Origin of the sequence: Streptomyces sp. NPDC058307, assembly GCF_042880295.1 — a bacterium.
Taxonomy (GTDB): domain Bacteria; phylum Actinomycetota; class Actinomycetes; order Streptomycetales; family Streptomycetaceae; genus Streptomyces.
Window position 1 is genome coordinate 188,654 of sequence record NZ_JBHVYZ010000004.1, and the last position, 23,448, is coordinate 212,101.

Annotated in this window: 21 protein-coding genes and 1 pseudogene; 11 read left to right on the forward strand and 11 right to left on the reverse strand. The window is 71.2% G+C overall.

Features of this window, described 5'->3' with window-relative positions:
- Window positions 1-2,456, forward strand: a 2,456-nt coding sequence (locus tag ACFVYN_RS05205) for a bifunctional YncE family protein/alkaline phosphatase family protein (protein ID WP_389992716.1), incomplete at its 5' end; no start/stop codon positions are given.
- A gap of 84 nt (window positions 2,457-2,540) precedes the next feature.
- The gene (locus ACFVYN_RS05210; RefSeq protein WP_389992719.1) at window positions 2,541-2,816 is read left to right on the forward strand and encodes a DUF1876 domain-containing protein; all 276 of its coding nucleotides are present in this window, start codon (window positions 2,541-2,543) and stop codon (window positions 2,814-2,816) included.
- 3 nt (window positions 2,817-2,819) lie between these two features.
- Here ACFVYN_RS05210 and ACFVYN_RS05215 read toward each other — a convergent pair whose 3' ends face one another.
- From ACFVYN_RS05215 to ACFVYN_RS05240, 6 genes are all read right to left on the reverse strand, one after another.
- On the reverse strand, window positions 2,820-3,980 hold the full coding sequence (locus tag ACFVYN_RS05215) for a serine hydrolase domain-containing protein (RefSeq protein ID WP_389992722.1): 1,161 nt from the start codon (window positions 3,978-3,980) through the stop codon (window positions 2,820-2,822).
- 35 nt (window positions 3,981-4,015) lie between these two features.
- Window positions 4,016-4,462, reverse strand: coding sequence for an organic hydroperoxide resistance protein (locus tag ACFVYN_RS05220; protein WP_389992725.1), 447 nt, complete (start codon window positions 4,460-4,462; stop codon window positions 4,016-4,018).
- Window positions 4,463-4,569: 107 nt separating this feature from the next.
- Window positions 4,570-5,031, reverse strand: coding sequence for a MarR family winged helix-turn-helix transcriptional regulator (locus ACFVYN_RS05225; RefSeq protein ID WP_389992727.1), 462 nt, complete (start codon window positions 5,029-5,031; stop codon window positions 4,570-4,572).
- Entirely contained in the window at window positions 5,028-5,813 is a 786-nt protein-coding gene (locus ACFVYN_RS05230; protein WP_389992729.1) for an energy-coupling factor ABC transporter ATP-binding protein, read from the reverse strand. Before ACFVYN_RS05230 ends, ACFVYN_RS05225 begins: the two co-directional genes overlap by 4 nt.
- Entirely contained in the window at window positions 5,801-6,562 is a 762-nt protein-coding gene (gene cbiQ, locus ACFVYN_RS05235; RefSeq protein WP_352388369.1) for a cobalt ECF transporter T component CbiQ, read from the reverse strand. Before cbiQ ends, ACFVYN_RS05230 begins: the two co-directional genes overlap by 13 nt.
- A gap of 1 nt (window position 6,563) precedes the next feature.
- Window positions 6,564-7,604 (reverse strand): energy-coupling factor ABC transporter permease, encoded by a 1,041-nt coding sequence (locus ACFVYN_RS05240; protein WP_389992734.1) that lies wholly within the window; start codon window positions 7,602-7,604, stop codon window positions 6,564-6,566.
- A 168-nt stretch (window positions 7,605-7,772) separates the two neighbouring features.
- Here ACFVYN_RS05240 and ACFVYN_RS05245 point away from each other — a divergent pair, with 168 nt between their 5' ends.
- Window positions 7,773-8,123, forward strand: a complete 351-nt coding sequence (locus ACFVYN_RS05245; RefSeq protein ID WP_389992737.1) for an SsgA family sporulation/cell division regulator — start codon at window positions 7,773-7,775, stop codon at window positions 8,121-8,123.
- Between the two features lie 28 nt (window positions 8,124-8,151).
- Here the strand turns inward: ACFVYN_RS05245 and ACFVYN_RS05250 are convergent, their stop codons facing one another.
- The 3 genes from ACFVYN_RS05250 to ACFVYN_RS05260 all read right to left on the reverse strand — a co-directional run bounded on the left by ACFVYN_RS05250 (window position 8,152) and on the right by ACFVYN_RS05260 (window position 13,408).
- On the reverse strand, window positions 8,152-9,825 hold the full coding sequence (locus tag ACFVYN_RS05250) for a penicillin-binding transpeptidase domain-containing protein (RefSeq protein WP_389992740.1): 1,674 nt from the start codon (window positions 9,823-9,825) through the stop codon (window positions 8,152-8,154).
- Window positions 9,826-9,920: 95 nt separating this feature from the next.
- Window positions 9,921-11,543: a penicillin-binding transpeptidase domain-containing protein gene (locus ACFVYN_RS05255; protein ID WP_389992742.1), complete on the reverse strand. Its 1,623-nt coding sequence runs from the start codon at window positions 11,541-11,543 to the stop codon at window positions 9,921-9,923.
- Between the two features lie 125 nt (window positions 11,544-11,668).
- Complete coding sequence (locus ACFVYN_RS05260; protein WP_389992744.1) at window positions 11,669-13,408, reverse strand: dolichyl-phosphate-mannose--protein mannosyltransferase; 1,740 nt, start codon at window positions 13,406-13,408, stop codon at window positions 11,669-11,671.
- Window positions 13,409-13,493: 85 nt separating this feature from the next.
- Between ACFVYN_RS05260 and rsmI the strand changes: the two genes are divergently transcribed.
- From rsmI to ACFVYN_RS05300, 8 genes are all read left to right on the forward strand, one after another.
- Entirely contained in the window at window positions 13,494-14,354 is an 861-nt protein-coding gene (rsmI, locus tag ACFVYN_RS05265; protein WP_389992747.1) for a 16S rRNA (cytidine(1402)-2'-O)-methyltransferase, read from the forward strand.
- A 235-nt stretch (window positions 14,355-14,589) separates the two neighbouring features.
- Window positions 14,590-14,982: a hypothetical protein gene (locus ACFVYN_RS05270; RefSeq protein ID WP_389992749.1), complete on the forward strand. Its 393-nt coding sequence runs from the start codon at window positions 14,590-14,592 to the stop codon at window positions 14,980-14,982.
- Window positions 14,983-15,028: 46 nt separating this feature from the next.
- A complete protein-coding gene (locus ACFVYN_RS05275) occupies window positions 15,029-15,913 on the forward strand; it encodes a TatD family hydrolase (protein ID WP_389992751.1) in 885 nt (294 codons plus the stop codon).
- 118 nt (window positions 15,914-16,031) lie between these two features.
- Window positions 16,032-17,390: a ubiquitin-like domain-containing protein gene (locus tag ACFVYN_RS05280; RefSeq protein ID WP_389992753.1), complete on the forward strand. Its 1,359-nt coding sequence runs from the start codon at window positions 16,032-16,034 to the stop codon at window positions 17,388-17,390.
- 35 nt (window positions 17,391-17,425) lie between these two features.
- Window positions 17,426-18,334 (forward strand): 16S rRNA (adenine(1518)-N(6)/adenine(1519)-N(6))-dimethyltransferase RsmA, encoded by a 909-nt coding sequence (rsmA, locus tag ACFVYN_RS05285; protein ID WP_389992756.1) that lies wholly within the window; start codon window positions 17,426-17,428, stop codon window positions 18,332-18,334.
- Window positions 18,331-19,230 (forward strand): 4-(cytidine 5'-diphospho)-2-C-methyl-D-erythritol kinase, encoded by a 900-nt coding sequence (locus tag ACFVYN_RS05290; protein ID WP_389992759.1) that lies wholly within the window; start codon window positions 18,331-18,333, stop codon window positions 19,228-19,230. Before rsmA ends, ACFVYN_RS05290 begins: the two co-directional genes overlap by 4 nt.
- A 49-nt stretch (window positions 19,231-19,279) precedes the next feature.
- Window positions 19,280-21,082: an ABC-F family ATP-binding cassette domain-containing protein gene (locus ACFVYN_RS05295; protein ID WP_389992762.1), complete on the forward strand. Its 1,803-nt coding sequence runs from the start codon at window positions 19,280-19,282 to the stop codon at window positions 21,080-21,082.
- Between the two features lie 246 nt (window positions 21,083-21,328).
- Window positions 21,329-22,021: a LuxR C-terminal-related transcriptional regulator gene (locus tag ACFVYN_RS05300; RefSeq protein WP_389992764.1), complete on the forward strand. Its 693-nt coding sequence runs from the start codon at window positions 21,329-21,331 to the stop codon at window positions 22,019-22,021.
- A gap of 355 nt (window positions 22,022-22,376) precedes the next feature.
- Here the strand turns inward: ACFVYN_RS05300 and ACFVYN_RS05305 are convergent, their stop codons facing one another.
- Together ACFVYN_RS05305 and ACFVYN_RS05310 are read right to left on the reverse strand one after the other, a co-directional pair.
- Window positions 22,377-22,679: a hypothetical protein gene (locus ACFVYN_RS05305; protein WP_389992767.1), complete on the reverse strand. Its 303-nt coding sequence runs from the start codon at window positions 22,677-22,679 to the stop codon at window positions 22,377-22,379.
- Window positions 22,680-22,700: 21 nt separating this feature from the next.
- Window positions 22,701-23,448 (reverse strand): annotated as a pseudogene (locus ACFVYN_RS05310) (Na+/galactose cotransporter); the annotation flags it as partial.

Here is a 23,448-nt window from a genome sequence, read left to right on the forward strand (position 1 = left end):
CGGTCGCCGACGGTGACGCCGCGCTGGTGATCCTGGACCTCGCGACCGGGCAGGTGAAGCAGAAGATCGGCGCCAACGCCGCGGACGACCTGCGCATCAGCAGCGCCGCGGTCGGCCAGGAGGGCCCCACCTACTCGCCCGACGGCAAGCAGCTGTGGCTCGGCCAGGCGAACGGCTACACGAAGTTCGCCGTGAACGCGGACGGCACCCTCTCCACCCCGACGGCCGTCCCCGTCCCGGCCGTCGGCACCCAGCAGGCGCTCGTGGGCGCCGCGGTGTTCTCGGCGGACGGCTCCACCGTGTACTCCGCGGTCAACGGGCAGAACCGGGTCGTCGCCCTCGACGCCACCACCGGGACGATCCAGCAGAGCTGGGCCGTCGGCACCGCCCCGCGCGGACTCGCGCTGGTCGGCGGCAAGTTGTACGTCAGCAACGAGGGCGGACGTCCGGCCAGGCCCGGCGAGACGACGATGAACTCCTACGGCACCCAGGTGCCCGCCGACCCCGCCACCGGTGCCGCGACCACCGGCACGGTCAGCGTCATCGACACCGGCGCGGGCCAGGTCGTCCGGACCATCGACGTGGGTCTGCACCCGACCGCCGTGTACGCGAAGAACGGCACGGTGTTCGTCACCGACACCGCCGACAACAACGTGTCGGTCATCGACACCCGCGAGGACAAGGTCGTCCAGACCATCGCCACCCAGCCGTGGCCCGAGGCCAAGGTCGGCTACGAGCCCGACGCGGTCACCCTCACCGACGACGGCCATCTGCTGGTGACGCTGGGCCGCGCCAACGCGGTCGCCGTCTACCGGTACAGGTCGCCGAAGGAACCGGCGAGTTACGTCGGTCTGCTCCCCACCGACTACTTCCCCGCCGAGGTCACCACCGTCGGCAGGAAGGTCGTCGTCTCCAACACCCGCGGCATAGACGCCCGCCGCCCCACCGCCGCCTCCGGACACGGCACCCACGACACCACGTCCAGCCTCACCGAGTTCACGCTGCCGAGCGACCTCGTCATCAGGTCCCAGACGGTCAAGGTCTTCCAGCAGAACGGCTGGACCCCCGGCTCCGTCACGACGGCCAAGGGCACGAGCCACGCCAAGCCGGTGCCGGTCCCCGCACGCCTCGGCGACCCCTCGACGATCAAGCACGTCTTCCTCCTCGTCAAGGAGAACCGCACCTACGACCAGGTCTACGGCGACCTCCCGCAGGGCGACGGCGACCCGGCGCTCACCACCTTCGGCGCGAACGTCACCCCCAACCAGCACGCCCTGGCCCAGCAGTTCGGCCTCTACGACAACTTCTACGACATCGGCACCAACTCCGCCGAGGGCCACAACTGGCTGATGCAGTCGGACAACCCGGAGTACACCGAGTCCTCCGCCGGTGAGTACACCCGCAGTTACGACACCGAGAACGACGTCCTCGGCCACCAGAAGTCCGGCTTCATCTGGACCGGCGCGCAAGCGGCCGGGAAGTCGGTCAAGGACTTCGGCGAGTTCCAGTCGACCGAGTCCAAGCCGGCCGGCGCGAACTGGCAGAACCTTTACTGCGACAGCAAGAACATGGCCGCGACCGGGGCGCCGACCCAGTACCCCATCAAGACCGGCTCGGCGATCCCCTCGCTCAACGACGTGTCCGTGCAGGGCTTCCCGATGTTCGACCTCGACGTCCCGGACATCTACAAGGAACAGATCTGGCAGCAGGACTTCGAGAAGAACGGCCCGGCGAACCTGAACATGTTCTGGTTCTCCAACGACCACACCGGCGGCCCGGCCAACGCGTCCGCCGAGGTCGCCGACAACGACCTCGCGGTCGGCCGGATGGTCGACGAGATCTCCCACAGCGCGTACTGGAAGGACTCGGCGATCTTCGTCGTCGAGGACGACTCCCAGAACGGCCTGGACCACGTCGACGGCCACCGCGCCCCGGTCCAGGTCATCAGCCCCTACGCCCAGCACGGCACCGTCGACAGCCGCTACTACACGCAGATCACGATGATCCGCACGGTCGAGCAGATCCTCGGGATCCACCCGATGAACCAGAAGGACAGCGCGGCCACGCCGATGTACGGGGCCTTCACGGGCAAGCCGGACACCACCCCGTTCACCGCGGTCCCCAACCGCACCTCGCTCACCCTCGGCGTGAGCCCCACGCCCTCCTGCGGCGCGGACGCCCCGGCCGCCCAGGACGCCGACGCGGCCCCCGCGCCGACCTCCGCGGCGGTACCGGCGGCGAAGCAGGAACTCGCCGCGCAGTGGAAGACCTGGGCCTCCCACCAGCGGCTGACCGGCGCGCACGCGGTGCCGGACTACGCGAACGCCGAGCAGATGAACCGGTACACCTGGTACCAGACGCACGACTGGACCAAGCCGTACCCCGGCGACAAGAAGGTCTACGTCCCGAACGACGTGCCCGGCGCCTACCTCCCGTCGCCGGAGTCCGACGGCTGACGGCTGACAGTGCCTCCGGCGGCCACGTGTGCGGTGGCCGCCGGAGGCGCACTCTGGAAGCAGAGGTTTCCGGAGGTGACCGACATGACGCACACCACTGTGGGATGGCACGTCGAGCTGGAGTTCCGGGAGGACGAGCGGCACACGGAGGCGGTCGCGCTGGTCCGCCTGCCCGACGGGACCGAGATACGGGCACGCGGACACGCCAGCCGGCACCGCAGCGACTCGAATCAGCCGCGGGTCGGTGAGGAGGTCGCCGGGGCGCGGGCGCTGAACGAACTCGCGATGCAGCTGCTGACCAAGGCGCACGACGAGATCGACGAGGCGTCCGGGCGGACGTCCCACTCGATCAACGTATAGCCCTCACAGGGCCGCCCGCACCGCCCTGACCAGCGCCTGCGCCCGGGGGTCCGCCGTGACCGTCTTGCGGAAGCCGTTGGTGACATAGCCGAAGGCGATGCCCGTCTCCGGGTCGGCGAACCCGAGGGAGCCGCCACGCCCTGGGTGTCCGAAGGAGCCCGCGCCGAGGAACGGCGAGGCGCTGCCGTGCAGCATGTAGCCCAGGCCGAACCGGGTGTTCACGACCAGCACGCGGTCCGGGCCCGCCGACTCCTCGGTGCGGGCGAGCTCGACCGTGGCCGGGTCGAAGAGCCGCACCCCGTCGACCTCGCCTACCAGCGCCGCGTAGATCCTCGCCAGCCCGTCGGCCGTCGCGATCCCGTTGGTGGCGGGCAGGGCGCTCGCCCGGTACTCCGGTGCGTTCTGGTCGGGGAAGGGGGTGATCGCGGCGAAGGCGCGACGGGTGAGGGAGCCGGGGTCCTCGTAGGCCTCGGTGACGGACCGCTTGGGGCGGGCGCGCAGGGCGCCGGTGGGTTCGGGAGCCTCGATGCGTCCGACCCGTCCCGCCCGTCCGGCCGCTTCCTCCCGCGCCGGCAGCCCGAGCCAGAACTCGGCCCCGAGCGGCCCGGCGATCTCCCGCGCGATCCACTCGCCGGCGCCGAGCCCGGTCACCCGGCGCACCAGCTCGTCCAGCATCCAGCCGTACGTCAGCGCGTGGTACCCGTGGTCCGTGCCGGGCTCCCAGACGGGCGCCTGCGCGGCGACCGCCGCAGGGCCCTTCAGCGGGTCCAGGGCCTCCTCGGGGGTGAGCGGCCGGTCGATCACCGGCAGTCCCGCCCGGTGGCCGAGCACCTGCCGGACCAGCACCCGCTCCTTGCCGCGCGCCTTGAACTCGGGCCAGTACTCCGCCACCGGCGCGTCCAGGTCCAGCTCCCCGCGCTGATGCAGCAACAGGGGTACGGCGGCGGCGACGCCCTTGGTCGCCGAGCGCACGACCTGCGCGGTGCCGCGCTCCCAGGGCTCGGTGCCGTCGATGTCCCGGATACCGGCCCACAGGTCGACGACCTTGCGCCCGTCCCGGTACACGGCGACCGCCGCGCCCCGGTCCCCGAGCGCCTCGAAGTTCCGCGCGAACACGTCCCTGACCGGCTCGAAGCCCTCGGCGACTGTGCCGTTCACGTCCACGCCCGCACTCCCTCTGCTGCCGCCCGGTGCCCCTCTCAGCCAAGCAGAATCGTCACGTCGATGTTCCCGCGGGTCGCGTTCGAGTACGGGCACACCTCGTGGGCCGCGTCCACCAGCTTCGCCGCGAGGCCCGCGTCGAGGATCGGGAGGGAGACGCTCAGGGCGACTGCGAGGCCGTAGCCGCGGTGCTGGTTGGGGCCGATGCCGACCTTCGCGGCGACCGTGGAACCGGTCAGGTCGTAGCCCTCGCGGTTGCCGACGAGGATCAGGGCGTTGTGGAAGCAGGCGCTGTACCCGGCGGCGAACAGCTGCTCCGGGTTGGTGCCGTTGCCGTCCCCGCCGAGCGCCGGCGGCATCGCGACCTTCAGCTCGATCTGGCCGTCCTGGCTGGTGACAAAGCCGTCCCGGCCGCCGTGGGCGGTCGCCTCGGCGACATACATGATCTTCGTCGGCCGGGTGTCGACGACGGTTTCCTCAAGCATGGCTGGTCTCCCCCCGGAGAGGTGCGCGCAAATACATCGTGCACAAGGTACCGGCCGGTAGGTCCGGCCTTGGCCACCAGGGGGTGGCAACCTCGGGTAACAGAAGGTCAGCGGGGGCGCTCGGGACCTTTGTGCGCCCTTTCCGCGAGCCCCCACAGGTCCTCGCGCAGTCTCGCGGCCTCGGTTGGGTCGAGCCCGGTCGCGGAGAGGAGGGCGTCGGGGACGGCTGCCGCGCGCTCCCTGAGTTCCTCCGCGCGCCCGGTGCACGCCACCAGCACCGAGCGCTCGTCGCTCGCCGCGCGCTCCCGGCGTACGAATCCCGCGCTCTCCAGCCGCTTGAGCAACGGCGAGACCGTGCCGTAGTCGAGGCGCAGGGCGGTCGCCAGTTCCTTCACCGTCGTCTCGCCGCGCTCCCACAGCACCAGCAGCACGAGGTACTGCGGATAGGTGAGCCCGAGCTCGTCGAGGAGTGGCCGGTACGCGGCGGTCACCGCGCGCTGGGCGGCGTACAGCGCGAAGCACAACTGGTCGTCCAGCAGCAGTGATCCGGCGTCCTCTTGGTTCGTCACGCGCCCATTGTCACGGACCGCGGATCGAATCCGAAGGGCAACTCCAGCCGGTGGGCCCGCATCAGCTCGTCGTCGGCGAGGAGTTCGGCGGTCCTGCCGTCCGCGGCGATGGTGCCCTCGCTCAGGATCAGCGCGCGCGGACACAGCTCCAGCGCGTACGGCAGGTCGTGCGTGACCATCAGGACCGTCACGTCCAGCGAGCGCAGGATGTCGGCCAGTTCGCGGCGGGAGGCCGGGTCGAGGTTGGAGGAGGGCTCGTCCAGGACCAGGATCTCCGGCTCCATGGCGAGCACGGTCGCCACCGCCACCCGGCGCCGCTGACCGAAGGACAGGTGGTGCGGGGGCCGGTCCTTGAACTCCGCCATGCCGACCTGGGCCAGCGCCCGGTCCACGCGCTCCTCCAGCTCGGGCCCCCTGAGTCCGGCCGCCGCCGGTCCGAACGCCACGTCCTCGCGCACGGTCGGCATGAAGAGCTGGTCGTCGGGGTCCTGGAAGACGATCCCGACCCGGCGCCGGATCTCCGCCATGTGCTTCTTGCCCACGGGCAGCCCGGCGACCTTCACCGTGCCCACCCCGCCGCTCAGGATGCCGTTGAGGTGCAGCACCAGGGTCGTCTTGCCGGCGCCGTTCGGGCCGAGCAGCGCGACCCGCTCGCCGCGCGCGATCGAGAAGTCCACGCCGAACAGGGCCTGGTGCCCGTCCGGGTAGGCGAAGGCGAGGCCGGAGACCTCCAGGGACGCGGTGCTCACAAGGTCGCTCACAGGGTCGCTCACAGAGCCCATCCCACCACGCAGACGACAAGGGCGGCGACGGGCAGCGCGAGGGCGTACGACCACTGCGCCCGGGACGCGGTCACCTCGTCGATGACCGGCATCGAACCGGCGTACCCCCGGCTCACCATGGCCAGGTGCACGCGCTCGCCGCGCTCGTAGGAGCGGATGAACAGCGCGCCGGCCGACTTCGCGAGGACACCCCAGTGCTTGACGCCGCTCGCCTCGAACCCCCGCGACTCCCGCGCGATCCGCATCCGCCGCATCTCGTCGGTGATGACATCGCCGTAGCGGATCATGAAGGACGCGATCTGGACCAGCAGCGGGGGGAGCCTGAGGCGTTGCAGTCCGAGCAGCACCGAGCGCAGTTCGGTGGTGGACGCAAGGAGCACCGACGCGGCGACGCCGAGCGTGCCCTTGGCGAGCACGTTCCAGGCGCCCCACAGGCCGCTCACGCTCAGGGAGACCCCGAGCACCTCGACCCGCTCGCCCTCCGCGACGAACGGCATCAGCACCGCGAACGCCACGAACGGCACCTCGATCAGCAGCCGCTTCAGCAGGAAGCCGGCCGGCACGCGCGCGGCGTACGCGACGACGCCCAGCAGGACGGCGTACAGGCCGAACGCCCACATCGCCTCGCGCGGGGTCGAGACCACGACCACCACGAAGCCGAAGGCCGCCGCGAGCTTGGTGTGCGGCGGCAGGGCGTGCACCGGCGAGTGCCCGTGCCGGTAGAGCCTGTGCGCGTGTCCGGCACCCATGTCAGACGCCCCTGCCGACGGGCGTGGTGTCGGCCGTACGGCGCCTGCGGACCGCCCAGAACACCGTGCTGCCCGCGACGACGGTCACGCCGACGCCGATGACGCCCGCCAGCCCCCCGGACAGGCGGGCGTCCTCGATGTCCTTCACGCCGTAGTCGGCGAGCGGCGAGTCCGACGTGGCATGCTTCTCGGCCTTGGCGTCGATGCCCTTGTCGGCGGCGACCTTCTCCAGCCCGTCGGGGTTGGCGGAGGCGTAGAAGCTGACGAATCCGGCGAGGACCAGGGAGGTGACCAGGCCGGTGATCCACACCTTGCGGTGCGAACGGGCGGCGGCAACAGGCACGGTGTCCGGTACGTCGACCAGCTCACCGTCCACCCGCAGCTGCAGCTTCTGCTGGAGGCCGCGGGCGCCGTACACCAGGTCGGGGCGTACGGCGACGACGGCGCCGACGGTCAGCGCGGTGATGGCCGCCTCGCCGATGCCGATGAGGACGTGGACGCCGATCATCGCGGTGGCGACCTTGCCGATGGAGACGTCGGTGGTGCCGCCGAGCGCGTAGATCAGGGTGAAGGCGACGGCCGCGGCGGGCACCGAGAGCACGGCGGCCACGAAGGAGGCGACGGTGATCGAACCGCGCCTGCGCGGCAGCACCTTCACCAGCCCGCGGAAGACGGCGTATGCCACGACCGTCGTGACGACGGCCATGTCGGTGATGTTCACGCCGAGCGCGGTCAGGCCGCCGTCCGCGAAGAGGATGCCCTGCATGAGCAGGACCACGGAGACGCAGAGGACCCCGGTGTAGGGGCCCACGAGGATCGCGGCGAGGGCTCCGCCGAGGAGGTGCCCGCTGGTCCCCGCGGCGACCGGGAAGTTCAGCATCTGCACGGCGAAGATGAACGCCGCGACCAGGCCCGCCAGGGGCGCGGTGCGCTCGTCCAGTTCACGGCGGGCGCCGCGCAGGCTCACCGCGACGGCGGCCGCGGCCACGACTCCGGTCGCTGCCGAGATGGGGGCGTCTATGAATCCGTCAGGCACATGCACCGTTCGATGATAGTGGCTTGTTGCGAACCCTTTGCAAGAGGGCCTTGTCGCGAACAGCAACTCACGGGCTTTCGGTCCAGGGGGCGGAACGCGGGAAATGTGCGACTCTGGGAGAGGGGTGGACGCACAGCTTCCGCACAGGTCACGCAGCGTGAGAGGGCCGTCACGATGTCCGTAGTCGAACAGTACGCGCGAGCCCACATCGTTTCGGACGCGGACATCGCCGAGGACGAGGCGGTCCCCGTGGTCCTGCGCTACGACCCGGAGACCGACCCCCGCTCGGTACGGATCGGTCTGCCGGGCACGCACGAGTGGACCTTCTCGCGGGCACTCCTCGAGCAGGGGCTCAGGGCTCCGGTCGGCACCGGCGAGGTGCGGGTGTGGCCGTGCGGCCGGGTGCAGGCCGTGGTGGAGTTCCACTCACCGCAGGGCGTGTCGGTGGTGCAGTTCGAGCAGAAGGCCCTGCTCAGGTTCCTGCGACGGACGTATACGGCCGCGGCACCCGTAGTACGGGGCTGACCGGGAGGGCCCTGACCGCCGGAGGGCTTCAGCCGCCCGTCTTCAGCAGGGTCGCCACGATCGGCCCGGCCGTGTCGCCGCCGTGGCCGCCCGCCTGGACCACGCCCGCCGCCGCGAGGTCGCCCCGGTACGCGGTGAACCAGCCGTTCGGCTTCTTCTGGCCGTCGACCTCCGCGGAGCCGGTCTTCGCGCCGACGTTGCCGTACACCCCGGACATCGCCTCGGCCGCCGTGCCGTAGCCCGCCGTGTACGCCATCAGCTCACGCAGCTGCGCCAGCGTGCCCGCGGACATAGTGCGCGAGGCGGTGGCCAGCGTGCGGTGGTCGACCGAGGGGGAGACCAGGTAGGGCTGCCTGAAGGTGCCCGACTCGATGGTCGCGGATACCGACGCCATGTTCAGCGGGTTCATCCGGACCCCGCCCTGGCCGATGAGCGAGGCCGCCTTCTGGGCCGCGCTCTGCACCGGCACCGAGCCGTCGAAGGACGGGACACCGATCGCCCAGTTGTCCATGGACAGGCCGAAGACCTGCTGGGCCTGCTTGGTCAGGCTGTCGTTGCCCACCTTGCCCGCCTGGCTGACGAAGGCGGTGTTGCAGGAGCGGGCGAAGCTCGCCTTGAAGGTGCCGCCCTTGATCTCGAACTTGTCGTCGTTCTGGAACTTCCAGCCGCCGTACGTGAAGTACTTCGGGCAGGGGTGCGCCTTGTCCGGCGAGGCGAGGTCCTTCTCGATCAGCAGCGAGGAGGTGATGACCTTCATCGTGGAGCCCGGGGCGAGGGAACCCTGGAAGGCGGTGTTGAAGCCGTGGCTCGCGTTCGCCACCGCGAGGATCTCGCCGGTCGAGGGACGCAGGACGACGACGGAGGACCGCGCCTGCTTGGCGACCTGCGCCTCGGCGGCCGCCTGGAGCGTCGGGTTCAGGGTCGTCTTCACGGTGCCCGGGGTGCCCTTGCTGAGCTCCACCAGGGTCTTGTCGGAGGACTTGGAGTCCTTCCCGCGGACCACCCTGAGCTCGATGCCCGCCTTGCCGCCGGCCTTCTTGCCGTACTTCTCGCGCAGGCCGTCCAGGACCGTGCCCAGCGACGGGTACTTCGCCTCGGTGATCCCGCCGCCGTCCCGGTCGACCGCCTTGATCGGCGGGGTACCGGACTCGCCGGTGACGAGGGTGTCGCCGTCCTTCAGGTCGGGGTGGACGACCGAGGCGGTCCAGCCGACCCGCGGCTTCCCGGTGGCGGTGTCGCGGACGACGGTGAGTGAACTGCCGTACGCCAGCGGCTTGCTGATGCCCTTGTACGTCACCGTCGCCTTGACGGAGAAGGGCACCTTGTCGCCGGCGCGGGTGCCCGGGGTGAGAGCGACGCCGGTGAGGTGGGCGTCCTTGGTGTAGCCGGTGAGCAGGGCGGTGGCGGCCTCGGCGTCGCTCGTCACGGCGGCCGCCGCGCTCACCCTGCCCTGCTGCCAGGAGGTGAGGAAGGTGGTCGCGGTGGTGGTGACCTCGGTCGCCGACAGCGGGCCGGTCTTGACCTTCGGCTTGTGGTCCGCGGCGGACACGGACGTGTTCTGCGTCCGGTCGTCGGCCGCGGCCCCGGCGCCGTACAGCGCGTAGCCGCCGAGGCCGGCGCCGGCGACGACCACGGCGATCATCCCGCCGACCACGGCGGGCCTGGTCTTCCGTCGCTCGGCGACGCGCCTTCTGTTACCCACGACGTACGCTTCCTCCGCGCTTCTCAGGGTCCCCGTTGCCCTCATGCACCTCAACGACTGCCACAGCCTAGAGTCCCTGTCCTGCGCGGGTGACGTCAGCCGGCGGCTCGTAGCACAGCTGCGACAATCGGGCCGGCCGCGTCGCCGCCGTGGCCGCCCTCCTCCGTCATGGCCGCCGCGGCCATGTCGTTGCGGAAGCCGGTGAACCAGCTGTTGGACACCTGCTGCCCGTCGACCTCCGCGGAACCGGTCTTGGCGCCGATGTCCCCGCCGAGCCCCGCCATCGCCCTGGCCGCCGTGCCCTGGGTCGCGGTGAGCCGCATCATCTGCTTCAGCTGGGAGGCGGTGTTGTACGGCAGCCCCTTGGCGGTGGCCAGTTCGCGGTCGTCGAGCTTCGGCGAGACCAGGTAGGGCTGGCGGAAGGCGCCGGTGATCGCGGTGGCCGTCACCGAGGCCATGTTCAGCGGGTTCATCTGGACCTGGCCCTGGCCTATCGCGTTCGCCGCGCGGTCCGGACCGCTGACCGCGGGCACCTTCCCGTCGAAGGAGGCGATGCCGGTCTTCCAGTCGTCGCCGATCCCGAACCGGTTCTGGGCCTCCAGCGTCAGCGAGTCGTCGGTGAGCGGCTTCTCGTCGATCAGCTTGATGAAGGCGGTGTTGCAGGACCGCATGAAGCTGTTGGCGAGCGTGGCGTTCTCGTTGGGCTGCATGCCGGTGAGGTTCTTGAAGGTCTGCCCCTGCCACACGGCCTCCGGCGGACAGGGCGCCGGGCCGTTCATCGTGGTGACGCCGTTGTCGATGAGCATCGCGGCGGTGATGATCTTCATGGTGGAGCCGGGGGCCTTGGTGCCCTCGAAGGCCGCGTTGAAGCCGTCCGTACGGTTGTTGGCCACGGCCAGCACCTCGCCGGTGCTGGGCTCGACGGCGACGACCGACGACTGGCGGTACAGCTTGACCGCCTTCTCCGCGGCCGTCTGCGCGCTCGCGCTGATGGTGGTCTGCAGCTTCCCCGCCCGGCCCTCGGCGAGGGTCAGCAGTGAGGTGTCGGGGCTCTGGTCCGGGTGCTTGATGACCAGTTCGATGCCGGGGGTGCCGCCGGCCTCGCTGCCGTACCTCTCGCGCAGGGCGTCCAGGACCGGGCCGAGCGAGGGGTACTTCTCCTTGGTCAGCACCTTGCCGTCGCGGGCCACCGCCTCGATGGACGGGTTCGCGGACTCGCCGGTGACGAGCCGGTCGTCCCGCTGGAGCTTCGGGTACACCAGGGAGGGCTGCCAGTCGACGAGCGCCTTGCCGGTGGTCACCCCGCGCACGACGGTCAGCTTGCTCGTGTACGCCAGCGGCTTCGACTTGCCGTCGTACGACACCGTCGCCTTCACGCTGTACGGCACGGTCGCGCCGGTCGCCTTGCCGGGCGTGATGTGCACCTGGCCGATATGCGCGTCCGTCCCGTACGCCGTCAGCAGCACCTCGGCGGCCGTGCCGTTGTTCGTCAACGCGGCCGCGCTCGCCGCGTCGCCCTTCTCCCAGGCGGCGAAGAAGTCCTTGGAGGCCTCCTCGACCTCGTCGGCGGTGGGCGGCCCGCTCCGCTTGGCGTCCCCGACCCCGCCGCTCCCGTCGTCGCTCAACGCCGACACGAAGTTGTACGCCCCGTACCCGGCCCCGCCGACCATCACGGCGAACACCGTGCTGACGACAGCGACCTTCACCCCCTTGGCCATGGTGTGGCCCCCTCCCCGATTGCCCCGTTGTTGTGGGAACTCTAGGCGGGAGGTGTGACGGGCGGGGTGGGAGTTTCCGGATTCGCCGGAGCAAGTGCTCAATCACATACGTGAATTTCAGCCCCCTAGACCCACGTATCCAGCCACATCCGCGACCGCCAGTCGTCGATCGGGATGCTCGTGCCGGTGTACAGGGGCCAGAAGTAGATGAAGTTCCAGGTGATCAGGAGAACCAGGACGCCGGCCGCCGTGGCGCCTGCCACCCGGCGGGTCTCGGATGCGCGTGGCGGGCCGAGGAGGGCGCCGACGAGCATGGCCACGGCCAGGCAGAGGAAGGGCAGGAAGACGATCGTGTAGAAGAAGAAGATCGTGCGTTCCTGGTAGTTGAACCAGGGGAGGTAACCGGCCGCGATCCCGCAGGCGATGGCGCCGGCCCGCCAGTCGCGGCGGAAGAACCAGCGCCACAGGACGTAGAGGATCGCGAAGCACGCGGCCCACCACAGGAGGGGCGTGCCGATCGCGAGGACCTCCCGCGCACACTTCTCGCCCGCGTCGGCCGGGCAGCCGTCGGTGCCGGGCGCGGGGGACTCGTAGAAGTACGAGACCGGGCGGGCGTCGACGATCCAGCTCCACGGGTTGGACATGTACGTGTGCGGCGAGGACAGGTGGACGTTGAAGTTGTAGACCTCGTGCTCGTAGTGGACCAGGCTGCGCCACCAGTCGGGCAGGAAGGTCCAGTTGCCGCCCTTGCCGTCGGTCGCCGCCCAGTTGCGGTAGTAGCCGCCGGTGCCGTCCGCGGGGGAGAGGATCCAGCCGATCCACGAGGTGACGTAGGTGATGAGCGCGACCGGCACCATGGCCCGGATGGCCATGCCGAGGTCGTACTTGAGGACCGCCACGTAGGGCCGGCTGGCGCCCGCGACCTTGCGGGAGCCGACGTCCCACAGGACCGTCATGATGACGAAGGCGACGAGGAAGAACAGGCCGTTCCACTTGGTGCCGATGGCCAGGCCGAGGAGCAGGCCCGCCAGCCAGCGGTAGGGGCGCCACCCCAGGCGCAGGGTGTCCGCGATGTGCGCGTCGGGGCGCACGAGGCCGTAGGAGTCGACCGGCAGCGCGGCGGCGAGTTTCTCCCGCGCCCGGTCGCGGTCGATGACCAGGCACGCGAACGCGGCCAGCACGAAGAACATCAGCACACCGTCGAGCAGCGCGGTCCGCGCCATCACGAAGGCCAGGCCGTCCACCGTCATCAGCGCGCCCGCCAGGCAGCCCAGGAACGTGGAGCGGAAGAGGCGGCGGCCCACCCGGCACACGATCAGCACCGACAGCGTCCCCAGCAGCGCCGTCATGAACCGCCAGCCGAACGGGTCGAACCCGAACATCAGCTCGCCGAGTCCGATGACGTATTTGCCGACCGGCGGATGCACGACATAGGCGGCGTCCGTCGGCAGCGAAACGTGCCCGTTCGAGGACAGGATCTGGCTGTCGACGTTCTTGCCCCAGCTGAGCTCGTAGCCGCGGTGCACGAGCGCCCACGCGTCCTTGGCGTAGTACGTCTCGTCGAATATCACCTTCTTCGGGCTGCCCAGGTTCCAGAACCGCATCAGCCCCGCCACCAGCGTCACCAGCAGCGGCCCGAGCCAGCCCGACCAGCGCGTGACCCGCTCGGCGAGCGCCTTGGGCACGCCCAGGACCTGCCACATCCGCGGACTCGGCGCCACGAAGGACGGCACCAGGCGCTCAACCACATCGCCTCTTGCCTCGGCCGTGTAGCCGAAACGGCGCAGCCTCTGCTGCCATGACGGCCGCCGGTCCTGGGGGGCCTGGTCCTGCCGGGTGTCCGTGGAGGACGCGGTACTGGTCACCGCGCCATCGTAAGGAACAGCGCTGTGTGAGTCCCGTGCATGGGCGGATGCGTCCCCTTCGGGGCGCCCCTGGGAGGATGGGGAGGTGACTGGAACCCTTGTCCTGGCGGGCACCCCCATTGGCGACATCGCGGACGCTCCTCCCCGGCTCGCGGAGGAACTGGCCGGGGCCGACGTGGTCGCGGCCGAGGACACCCGGCGGCTGCGGCGGCTGACCCAGGGGCTCGGCGTGACGCCCAAGGGGCGGATCGTGTCCTACTTCGAGGGCAACGAGGCCGCCCGTACACCCGAACTCGTCGAGGAACTCCTCGGCGGGGCGCGCGTGCTGCTCGTCACCGACGCCGGGATGCCGTCGGTGTCCGACCCCGGGTACCGGCTGGTCGCCGCGGCCGTGGAGAAGGACGTCCGGGTCACGGCCGTACCGGGGCCGTCCGCGGTGCTCACCGCGCTCGCGCTGTCCGGGCTGCCGGTGGACCGGTTCTGCTTCGAGGGGTTCCTGCCGCGCAAGGGCGGGGAGCGGCTGTCGCGGCTGCGGGAGGTCGCCGACGAGCGGCGCACCCTGGTGTACTTCGAGGCTCCGCACCGGCTCGACGACACCCTGGCGGCCATGGCCGAGGTGTTCGGGGCGGAGCGGCGGGCGGCGGTGTGCCGGGAGCTGACGAAGACGTACGAGGAGGTCAAGCGGGGGGCGCTGGGCGCGCTCGCCGAGTGGGCCGCGGACGGGGTGCGGGGGGAGATCACCGTCGTCGTCGAGGGGGCGCCCGAGAAGGGGGCCGGGGAGATCGACGACGCGGAACTGGTGCGCAGGGTGCGGGTGCGCGAGGAGGCGGGGGAGCGGCGCAAGGAGGCGATCGCCGCGGTGGCCGTCGAGGCCGGGGTGCCCAAGAGGGTGGTTTTCGATGCGGTCGTCGCGGCGAAGAACGCCACTCCCCGACCCACCGCATGAGGTGGGTCACACCCCCTCTGAGCAGGGCGCATGACTTCTGAGCGTGCGCCCCATGTGCGCGCAAAGCGGTGTCTCGGAATGCAAAGCTCCGGGCCGCCCGGCGGGGTGGTTTGGCAAGGAACGTCCAAATCGACTCCAACAGTCGACAGGGCTTGTCGCCTTCGTGCGCCGGGAGGCGTCCACTGGGGTGAGGGACGTACCCGTCCTTCGAACCAGCGGACACACAGGAGCTGGAATGAGCGAGATCGCAGGGCACCCCGGTGCGACGGCAGTCGTCAACGAGTCCTACTCCTTCGCCTGCATGCGCTGCGGGCACGGGTGGGAGCAGTCGTACGAGATAGAGCACCACGTCGACGGCGACGGCCGGGAGTTCGTGCAGTACATGGTGGACGGACGGGTCGTGCCCTCGCCGCTCTCCAAGCCCGCGTGCGAGAACTGCGACCACCAGGTCGTACGGATCATGCGGCCGGGCCGGGTCGCCTCCGCCCGTGACGCAGCGCACCGAGGACACGCCACGCCCCCCGCCGGGCCCGTGGAGGCGCCGACGGCCGGCGGCGAGGCGTCCGCCGGGGAGCACCACTGGCACCTGGCCGACCTGCTGCACGTCTTCCAGCGCAAGGCGAGCTGACCGCTCCGGCATCCGGGCGGGCATGCCCCTTTCGTAGGATCGGGGCATGCCTTCGAACAGCCCCCGCGAGAAGAACGCGGCCCCGCCGCTCCCGGAGCCCCTGCGGGTACCGGTCGCCGACTCCCACACCCACCTGGACATGCAGGACGGGACCGTGGAGGAGGGGCTCGCGAAAGCCGCGTCGGTCGGGGTGACCACGGTCGTCCAGGTCGGCTGCGACGTACGGGGCTCCCGCTGGGCGGCCGAGACGGCGGAGCGGTACGACGCCGTCCACGCCACCGTCGCCCTGCACCCCAACGAGGCGCCCCGGATCGTCCACGGCGACCCCGACGGCTGGTCCCGGCAGGGTGCGCGCCGGGCGGGGGGCACGGCGGCGCTCGACGAGGCGCTCGCCGAGATCGACCGCCTGGCCGCACTCCCGCAGGTCAAGGGCGTCGGCGAGACCGGCCTCGACCACTTCCGCACCGGGCCCGAGGGCAAGGAGGCGCAGGAGGCGTCCTTCCGCGCCCACATCGAGATGGCCAAGCGGCACGGCAAGGCGCTCGTCATCCACGACCGGGACGCCCACGCGGACGTCCTGCGCGTGCTGAAGGAGGAGGGCGCCCCCGAGCGCACCGTCTTCCACTGCTACTCCGGCGACGCCGAGATGGCGCGGATCTGCGCCGCCGCCGGATACTTCATGTCCTTCGCCGGCAACGTCACCTTCAAGAACGCCCAGAACCTGCGGGACGCGGTGGCGGTGGCCCCGCCGGAGCTGCTGCTGGTGGAGACGGACGCGCCCTTCCTGACGCCGGCGCCGTACCGCGGACGGCCCAACGCCCCCTATCTCATTCCGGTCACGGTGCGCGCCATGGCCGCCGTGCGCGGCATCGACGAGGACGCGTTGGCCACGGCACTCGCCGCCAACACCGCACGCGCCTTCGGGTACTGAACCCGTCGAACGTAACTCCGGGTAGCCGAGTCGCTTTGGAGAGTGACGGTCGCTCCGCTAGGTTCTGTGGGCCCGATCCGGACCCCGCTGGACCCCTCGGCCCCTGGAGCGTGTCGGCGTGAGCAACTCGCAGTACGAGACGTATCAGGCGTACGAGCCGTACGAGCCATCGCCGTACGGCGGTTTCGGCGCGCCCCCCACCGATCCGCGCAGCGCCCAGACGCTCGCGTACGGGGTGTACGGGGCGCCGGACGAGGCACGGACGCTGCCGTACGAGGACACCTACCGGCCCGCGTACGAGGCCCCGGAGCCGGTGCTTGCGCAGCAGACGCCGAGCGGTGGGCGGGCCGCTCGCCGGCGCAGGACGCGGTACGCCGAGCGGCCGGACAGCGCGATGCGCCGGCTGCTGCCGCAGGCGCTGGTGGTCGCGTTCCTCGCGGGCGGCACCACGGCCTTCGTCGCCGAGGACAAGGCGATCGAGCTGAGCGTGGACGGCAAACCGCGCACCCTGCACACCTTCGCGGACGACGTGAGCGAACTGCTCGCCGAGGAAGGGGTCGCGGTGGGTGCGCACGACGTGGTCGCGCCCGCGCCCGGCGAACCGCTCGCCAGCGGGGACGAGGTCGCGGTCCGCTACGGGCGTCCCGTGCGGCTCACCCTCGACGGACACCGGCGTGAGGTGTGGACCACCGCACGGACCGTGGACGGGGCGCTCGAACAGCTCGGGGTGCGAGCGGAGGGCGCGTATGTGTCCACCTCGCGCTCCCGGCGGATCGGACGGGAGGGGCTCGCGCTCGACGTGCGGACCGAGCGCTCCGTGACGATCATGGCCGACGGCCGGGCGCGGACGATCCGGACGAACGCGGCGACCGTGGCGGAGGCCGTCGAGCAGGCCGGGGTCACGCTGAGCGGGATGGACGCCACCTCGGTGGCGCCGGAGAGCTTTCCCCGCGAGGGACAGACCGTCACGGTGCTGCGGATCACCGCGACGAAGGAAGTGCGCGAGGAGCAGATCCCCTTCCGCGAGCAGCGCAGCGAGGACGCCACCGTCTTCAGAGGCACGGAGGTCGTGGAGCAGGCGGGCCGGCCGGGGATCCGGCGGGTCACGTACTCCCTGCGGACCGTCAACGGCGTGAAGCAGAAGCCGCGGCGACTCAGGACCGAGGTGGTGCGGGAGCCGCGGGACCAGGTGGTGAGGGTGGGCACGAAACCGATGCCGACGTCCGTACAGGGCGCGGACCACCTGAACTGGCAGGGCCTGGCGCACTGCGAGTCCGGCGGCCGCCCGGACGCGGTGGACCCGTCGGGGACGTACGGCGGTCTCTACCAGTTCGACACCCGGACCTGGCAGGCGCTGGGCGGCTCCGGACGACCGCAGGACGCCCCCGCGGCGGAGCAGACGCTGCGGGCGAAGAAGTTGTACGTACGGCGCGGGGCGAGCCCCTGGCCGCACTGCGGCGGCCGGTTGCACGGGTGAGTGAAGCACCACCCCCGCCCCGTACCCTTGGGGCCGTGAGCAGCAGCCCCTCCCCAGACGCCCTCCTCGGCCCCGCCGACATCCGTGAACTCGCGGCCGTCCTAGGGGTCCGCCCCACCAAGCAGCGCGGCCAGAACTTCGTGATCGACGCGAACACGGTCCGCCGTATCGTCAGGACCGCCGGCGTCCGCTCCGACGACGTGGTGGTGGAGGTCGGCCCCGGGCTCGGCTCGCTCACCCTGGCGCTGCTGGAAGCGGCCGACCGCGTCACCGCCGTCGAGATCGACGAGGTACTCGCCTCCGCGCTGCCCGCCACCATCGCGGCCCGCATGCCCGGCCGCGCCGACCGGTTCGCGCTCGTGCACTCCGACGCCATGCACGTCACCGACCTCCCCGGCCCCCCGCCGACCGCACTCGTCGCGAACCTCCCCTACAACGTCGCCGTACCCGTGCTGCTGCACATGCTCGACACCTTCCCGAGCATCGAGCGCACCCTCGTCATGGTGCAGGCCGAGGTCGCCGACCGGCTCGCCGCGCCGCCCGGCTCGAAGGTGTACGGCGTCCCGTCCGTGAAGGCCAACTGGTACGCCGAGGTCAAGCGGGCCGGGTCCATCGGCCGCACCGTCTTCTGGCCCGCGCCGAACGTCGACAGCGGACTCGTCGCGCTCACCCGCAGGACCGAGCCGATCAGGACCACCGCGTCCAGGCGCGAGGTGTTCGCCGTCGTGGACGCCGCCTTCGCCCAGCGCCGCAAGACCCTGCGGGCCGCGCTCGCCGGGTGGGCGGGTTCGGCCGCGGCCGCCGAGACCGCCCTCGTGGCGGCCGGCATCTCGCCCCAGGCCCGCGGTGAGGCGCTCACCGTCGAGGAGTTCGCGCGGATCGCGGAAGCTGCATCATCTCGGGGGACGACCCCCGAACCCCCGAAGGAGCCCGGTCAGCAGTGAGCGTCACCGTCCGCGTCCCCGCCAAGGTCAACGTCCAGCTCGCCGTCGGCGCCGCCCGCCCCGACGGCTTCCACGACCTGGCCAACGTCTTCCTCGCGGTCGGCCTCCACGACGAGGTGACCGTGATGCCCGCCGAGGCGCTCCGCGTCACCTGCTCCGGTCCGGACGCCGCCCAGGTGCCCCTGGACCGTACGAACCTGGCGGCGCGCGCGGCGACCGCCCTCGCGGAGCGCCACGGCCTGGATCCCGCCGTGCACATCCACATCGCCAAGGACATCCCCGTCGCCGGCGGCATGGCGGGCGGCAGCGCGGACGGCGCCGGCGCGCTCCTGGCCTGCGACGCGCTGTGGGGGACCGGCGCCTCCCGCGGCGAACTGCTCGACATCTGCGCCGAGTTGGGCAGTGACGTGCCGTTCAGCCTGGTCGGCGGGGCCGCACTCGGCACCGGGCGCGGGGAGAAGCTCAGGACGCTCGACGTCGGCGGCACCTTCTTGTGGGTGTTCGCGATGGCCGGGCGCGGGCTGTCGACCCCGGCCGTCTTCCGGGAGTTCGACCGGCTCACCGAGGGCCTCGACATCCCCGAGCCCGTCGCCTCCGAGCACCTGCTGGCCGCGCTCGCCGAAGGAGACCCGGACGCGCTCGCCGCCGCCGTCTCCAACGACCTCCAGCCCGCCGCCCTCTCGCTCTTCCCGGAACTCGCCGGCACCCTCGCGGCCGGCAGCGCCGCGGGCGCCCTCGCCGGGCTCGTCTCGGGCTCGGGCCCGACCACGGCGTTCCTCGCCCGCGACAGTGGGTCGGCGGCGAAGATCGCGGACGCGCTGCGCGCCTCCGGGACGTGCCGGGCGGTGCGTACGGCGTCGGGGCCGGTACCGGGTGCGACGGTGATGGGGGCGTAGCGGGCGGACTATCCTGGAGGGTCGATCGATCCCCCTGGGCAGGAGAGAAATGGCCGTCAATCTGGTCAATGTCGAGAACGTCAGCAAGGTGTACGGCACCCGTGCCCTGCTGGACGGTGTCTCGCTCGGCGTCTCCGAGGGCGATCGCATCGGCGTCGTGGGCCGCAACGGCGACGGCAAGACCACCCTGATCCGCCTGCTCGCCAAGCTGGAGGACGCCGACACCGGACGCGTCACGCACTCCGGCGGACTGCGCCTCGGGGTTCTCACCCAGCACGACTCCCTGGACCCCACGGCGACCGTCCGCCACGAGGTCATCCGGGACATGGCCGACCACGAGTGGGCCGGCAACTCCAAGATCCGCGACGTGCTGACCGGACTGTTCGGCGGACTCGACCTGCCCGGCTTCCCGCAGGGCCTCGACACCGTCATCGCACCGCTCTCCGGTGGCGAGCGCCGCCGTATCGCCCTCGCCAAGCTGCTCATCGAGGAACAGGACCTGATCGTCCTCGACGAGCCCACCAACCACCTCGACGTCGAGGGCATCGCCTGGCTGGCCAAGCACCTGCGCGAGCGGCGCTCGGCGCTCGTCTGCGTCACCCACGACCGGTGGTTCCTCGACCAGGTCTGCACCCGCATGTGGGACGTGCAGAAGGGCGACGTCTTCGAGTACGAGGGCGGGTACTCCGACTACGTCTTCGCGCGGGCCGAGCGCGAGCGGATCGCCGCCACCGAGGAGACCAAGCGGCAGAACCTCGTCCGCAAGGAGCTGGCCTGGCTCAGGCGGGGCGCCCCCGCCCGCACGTCCAAGCCGCGCTTCCGCGTCGAGGCCGCCAACGAGCTCATCCAGGACGTGCCGCCGCCGCGGGACAGCAGCGAGCTGATGAAGTTCGCGTCGACGCGGCTGGGCAAGACCGTCTTCGAGCTGGAGGACGTGACCGTGCAGGCCGGGCCCAAGGTCCTGCTGAAGCATGTGACCTGGCAGCTCGGCCCCGGCGACCGGATCGGTCTCGTCGGGGTCAACGGGGCCGGCAAGACGTCCTTGCTGCGCGCGATGGCCCAGGCCGCGTGGACCGAGGGCGAGACCCAGCCCGTGGGCGGACGGGTCGTGGTCGGCAGGACCGTCAAGCTCGCCTACCTGTCCCAGGAGGTCGCCGAACTCGACCCCGCGCTGCGGGTCATCGAGGCCGTCCAGCAGGTGCGGGAGCGCGTCGACCTCGGCAAGGGGCGCGAGATGACCGCCGGGCAACTGTGCGAGACCTTCGGCTTCAACAAGGAGAAGCAGTGGACGCCGGTCGGGGACCTGTCCGGTGGTGAGCGGCGGCGGCTGCAACTGCTGCGGCTGCTGATGGACGAGCCGAACGTGCTGTTCCTGGACGAGCCGACGAACGATCTGGACATCGAGACGCTGACCCAGCTGGAGGACGTCCTCGACAGCTGGCCCGGCTCGATGGTCGTCATCTCCCACGACCGGTTCTTCGTCGAGCGCACCACCGACCGGGTCTTCGCGCTGCTCGGGGACGCCACCCTGCGGATGCTGCCCCGGGGCATCGACGAGTACCTGGAGCGACGGCAGCGGATGGAGGAGGCGGCCGCGGCGTCGGCGCCGGTGGTGGTGAAGCCGGCGGTCGAGAAGAGCTCTTCCGATCAGCGGGCCGCGAAGAAGGAACTCCAGAAGATCGAGCGGCAGCTCGACAAGATCTCCCAGAAGGAGACGAAGCTGCACGCGCAGATCGCCGACAACGCCACCGACTTCGCGAAGGTGGCCTCCATCGACGCCGAGCTGCGGGATCTCGCCGGGGAGCGGGAAGAGCTGGAGATGCGGTGGCTGGAGCTGGCCGAGGACGCGTGAAGGTGCGGCACGTGAAGTGCGGCACGTGAAGGTGCGGCACATCGTCCTCGAATGACAGGAAAGCCAGGAATTCAGTCCTTCCGGGACACTTCTCACCGGTAGGGGAAGCGCAACGTCGAACTAGCGTGTAGCTTCCGGGGGCATGAAGGGCGGGGGTGCCGGGAGAGTGCCTCTGTCCGTGCGGATCAGTGGGCATTCACAGGGGTGCCTGCACGCGGATCCATGGGGGGACTGGGGGGTTGCTCGATGGGAGTTCGGCTCATGGTGGTCGACGACCACCGATTGCTCGCCGAGGCGCTGGCCTCGGCGCTGAAACTGCGCGGGCACCGGGTGCTCGCGGCGGCCGCGCCTGCCGCGGGGGCGGCGGAGCTGGTGATCAGCCGGGCGCCCGAGGTGTGCCTGCTGGGGACGGCCACGCCGGCCGAACCGGGGATGTTCGACCCGGTCGTGAGGATCAAGCGGGAGCGGCCGCAGGTGGCGGTGCTGGTGCTGGGGCCGGTGCCGAGTCCGCGGGGCATCGCGGCCGCCTTCGCCGCGGGGGCCTGCGGTTATGTGCGGCACGACGAGCGGATCGAGGGCGTCGAGCGGGCGATCATGAAGGCTCGGGCGGGGGAGGCGGCGGTTGCCCCGCAGTTGCTTCAGGGGGCCTTCAGCGAGCTGCTGAATCCCGCGGCCCAGCCGGACGACGAGGGGCAGCGGCTGCTGCAGATGCTGACGCCCCGGGAGGTGGAGGTGCTGGTGCGGGTGGCCGACGGGGAGGACACGCGGCTGATCGCGGCGGGGATGGGGATAGCGCCGTCCACTGCTCGCACGCATGTGCAGCGGGTGCTGATGAAACTGGGCGTGGGTTCCCGGTTGGAGGCGGCGGCGTTGGCTGCGCGGACGGGGTTGCTGGATCGGGCCGGCCCTGTGGGACAGGGGCAGCCGCCGGTGGTTTGACGGGGTTGCCCGCCAGCGGGTTCGGTGGGGGCGGGCGTTTTTGCGCAGTTCCCCGCGCCCCTGGGTGCCTGCGGCGGCCTGGCTCGGTCCGGTGGGGGCTTGTGTAGCGCGTGCGGGTGTGTGGGTGGGTCGGTGCCGGGGTGGGGGGTGTCCGTCCTCGGTCCGGCGGCTCGGCCGCTTTAGCGGTGCCCTGTAACGGACGCCGGCCGCTGCGGGCGGACACCCCCCCCACCCCGTCCCCTGCCCGCCGTACGCGGCCAACGGCCCGTCCTGGCGCAGGTGACTGCAACCCCCTAGGGGCGCGGGGAACTGCGCGACCAGCCACAACGTACCCGCACCCGGCACCCCCTAGGCGCTACTCCGTGGGCTCCTCCCCCGGAGTGACCTCCGGGGCCGGCGGCGGGGTCGGGCGCATCTTCAGCCAGAGCAGGAAGAAGATGCCGAGGACCAGCATGCCGAGGCCGGTCCAGAGGTTGATGTTGACGCCCTCCGCCTTGTCGAGCGTGGCGTCGGAGGGGTTGATGCCGGCGATCGTGACGATGATGCCGTAGAGGACGAACAGGCCGCCGATGATGCGGCGCAGGTCGAAGATGCGGGCCGCGGTGGCCGACTTGGCCTGGAGTTCGGAGACTTCCCGCTGGACGTCGTGTTCGGACATGGTTCCTCGATTCGGCCGGGGTCAGAACGAGAACGGGATGTAGCAGGCGGCTGCGAGGACGATCGCGCCCCAGCCCAGCAGGGCCGGCCTGCGGTACCAGGCGTCGTCGCCGACGGCGGGGGGCTCGGTCATGCCGGGGGACGTCGTGCCGTAGACGAGGCCCTGGAGTTCCGCGGCGGGCTTGGGGGCCGTGAACAGGGACACGGCGACCATGACCACCCCACCGGCCACGAAGCCCACGATCGCCGAGACGAAGTTGGCGCCCTGGTCGGAGGGGATGTCGATGATGCCCTGCTTGTAGATCCAGAAGTAGTTCACCATCGCCGCGACCGTGCCGGCCAGCAGGCCCCAGAAGCCCGACTTCACGGACGCGCGCTTCCAGAACATGCCGACGATGAAGACGACGAACATCGGCACGTTGAAGAAGGAGAACAGCGTCTGGAGGTAGCTCATGATGTTCGAGAAGGAGGACGCCAGGAATGCTGTTCCCACTGACGCGCAGACGCCGATCACCGTGATCAGGCGGCCGAAGCGGACGTAGTAGCCGTCCTCACGGTCCTTCTTGACGTAGCGGCCCCAGATGTCGTTCGTGAACACCGTGTTGAAGGACGAGACGTTGGCCGCCATGCCCGCCATGAAGGCGGCCAGCAGACCGGTGACCGCGATGCCGAGGACGCCGTTCGGAAGGAGCTGTTCCATCAGGTAGGGGATGGCGTCGTTGTACTGGTAGCCCGAGTCGGCGGTGCCGAAGCCGGGGATCAGGGCCGCC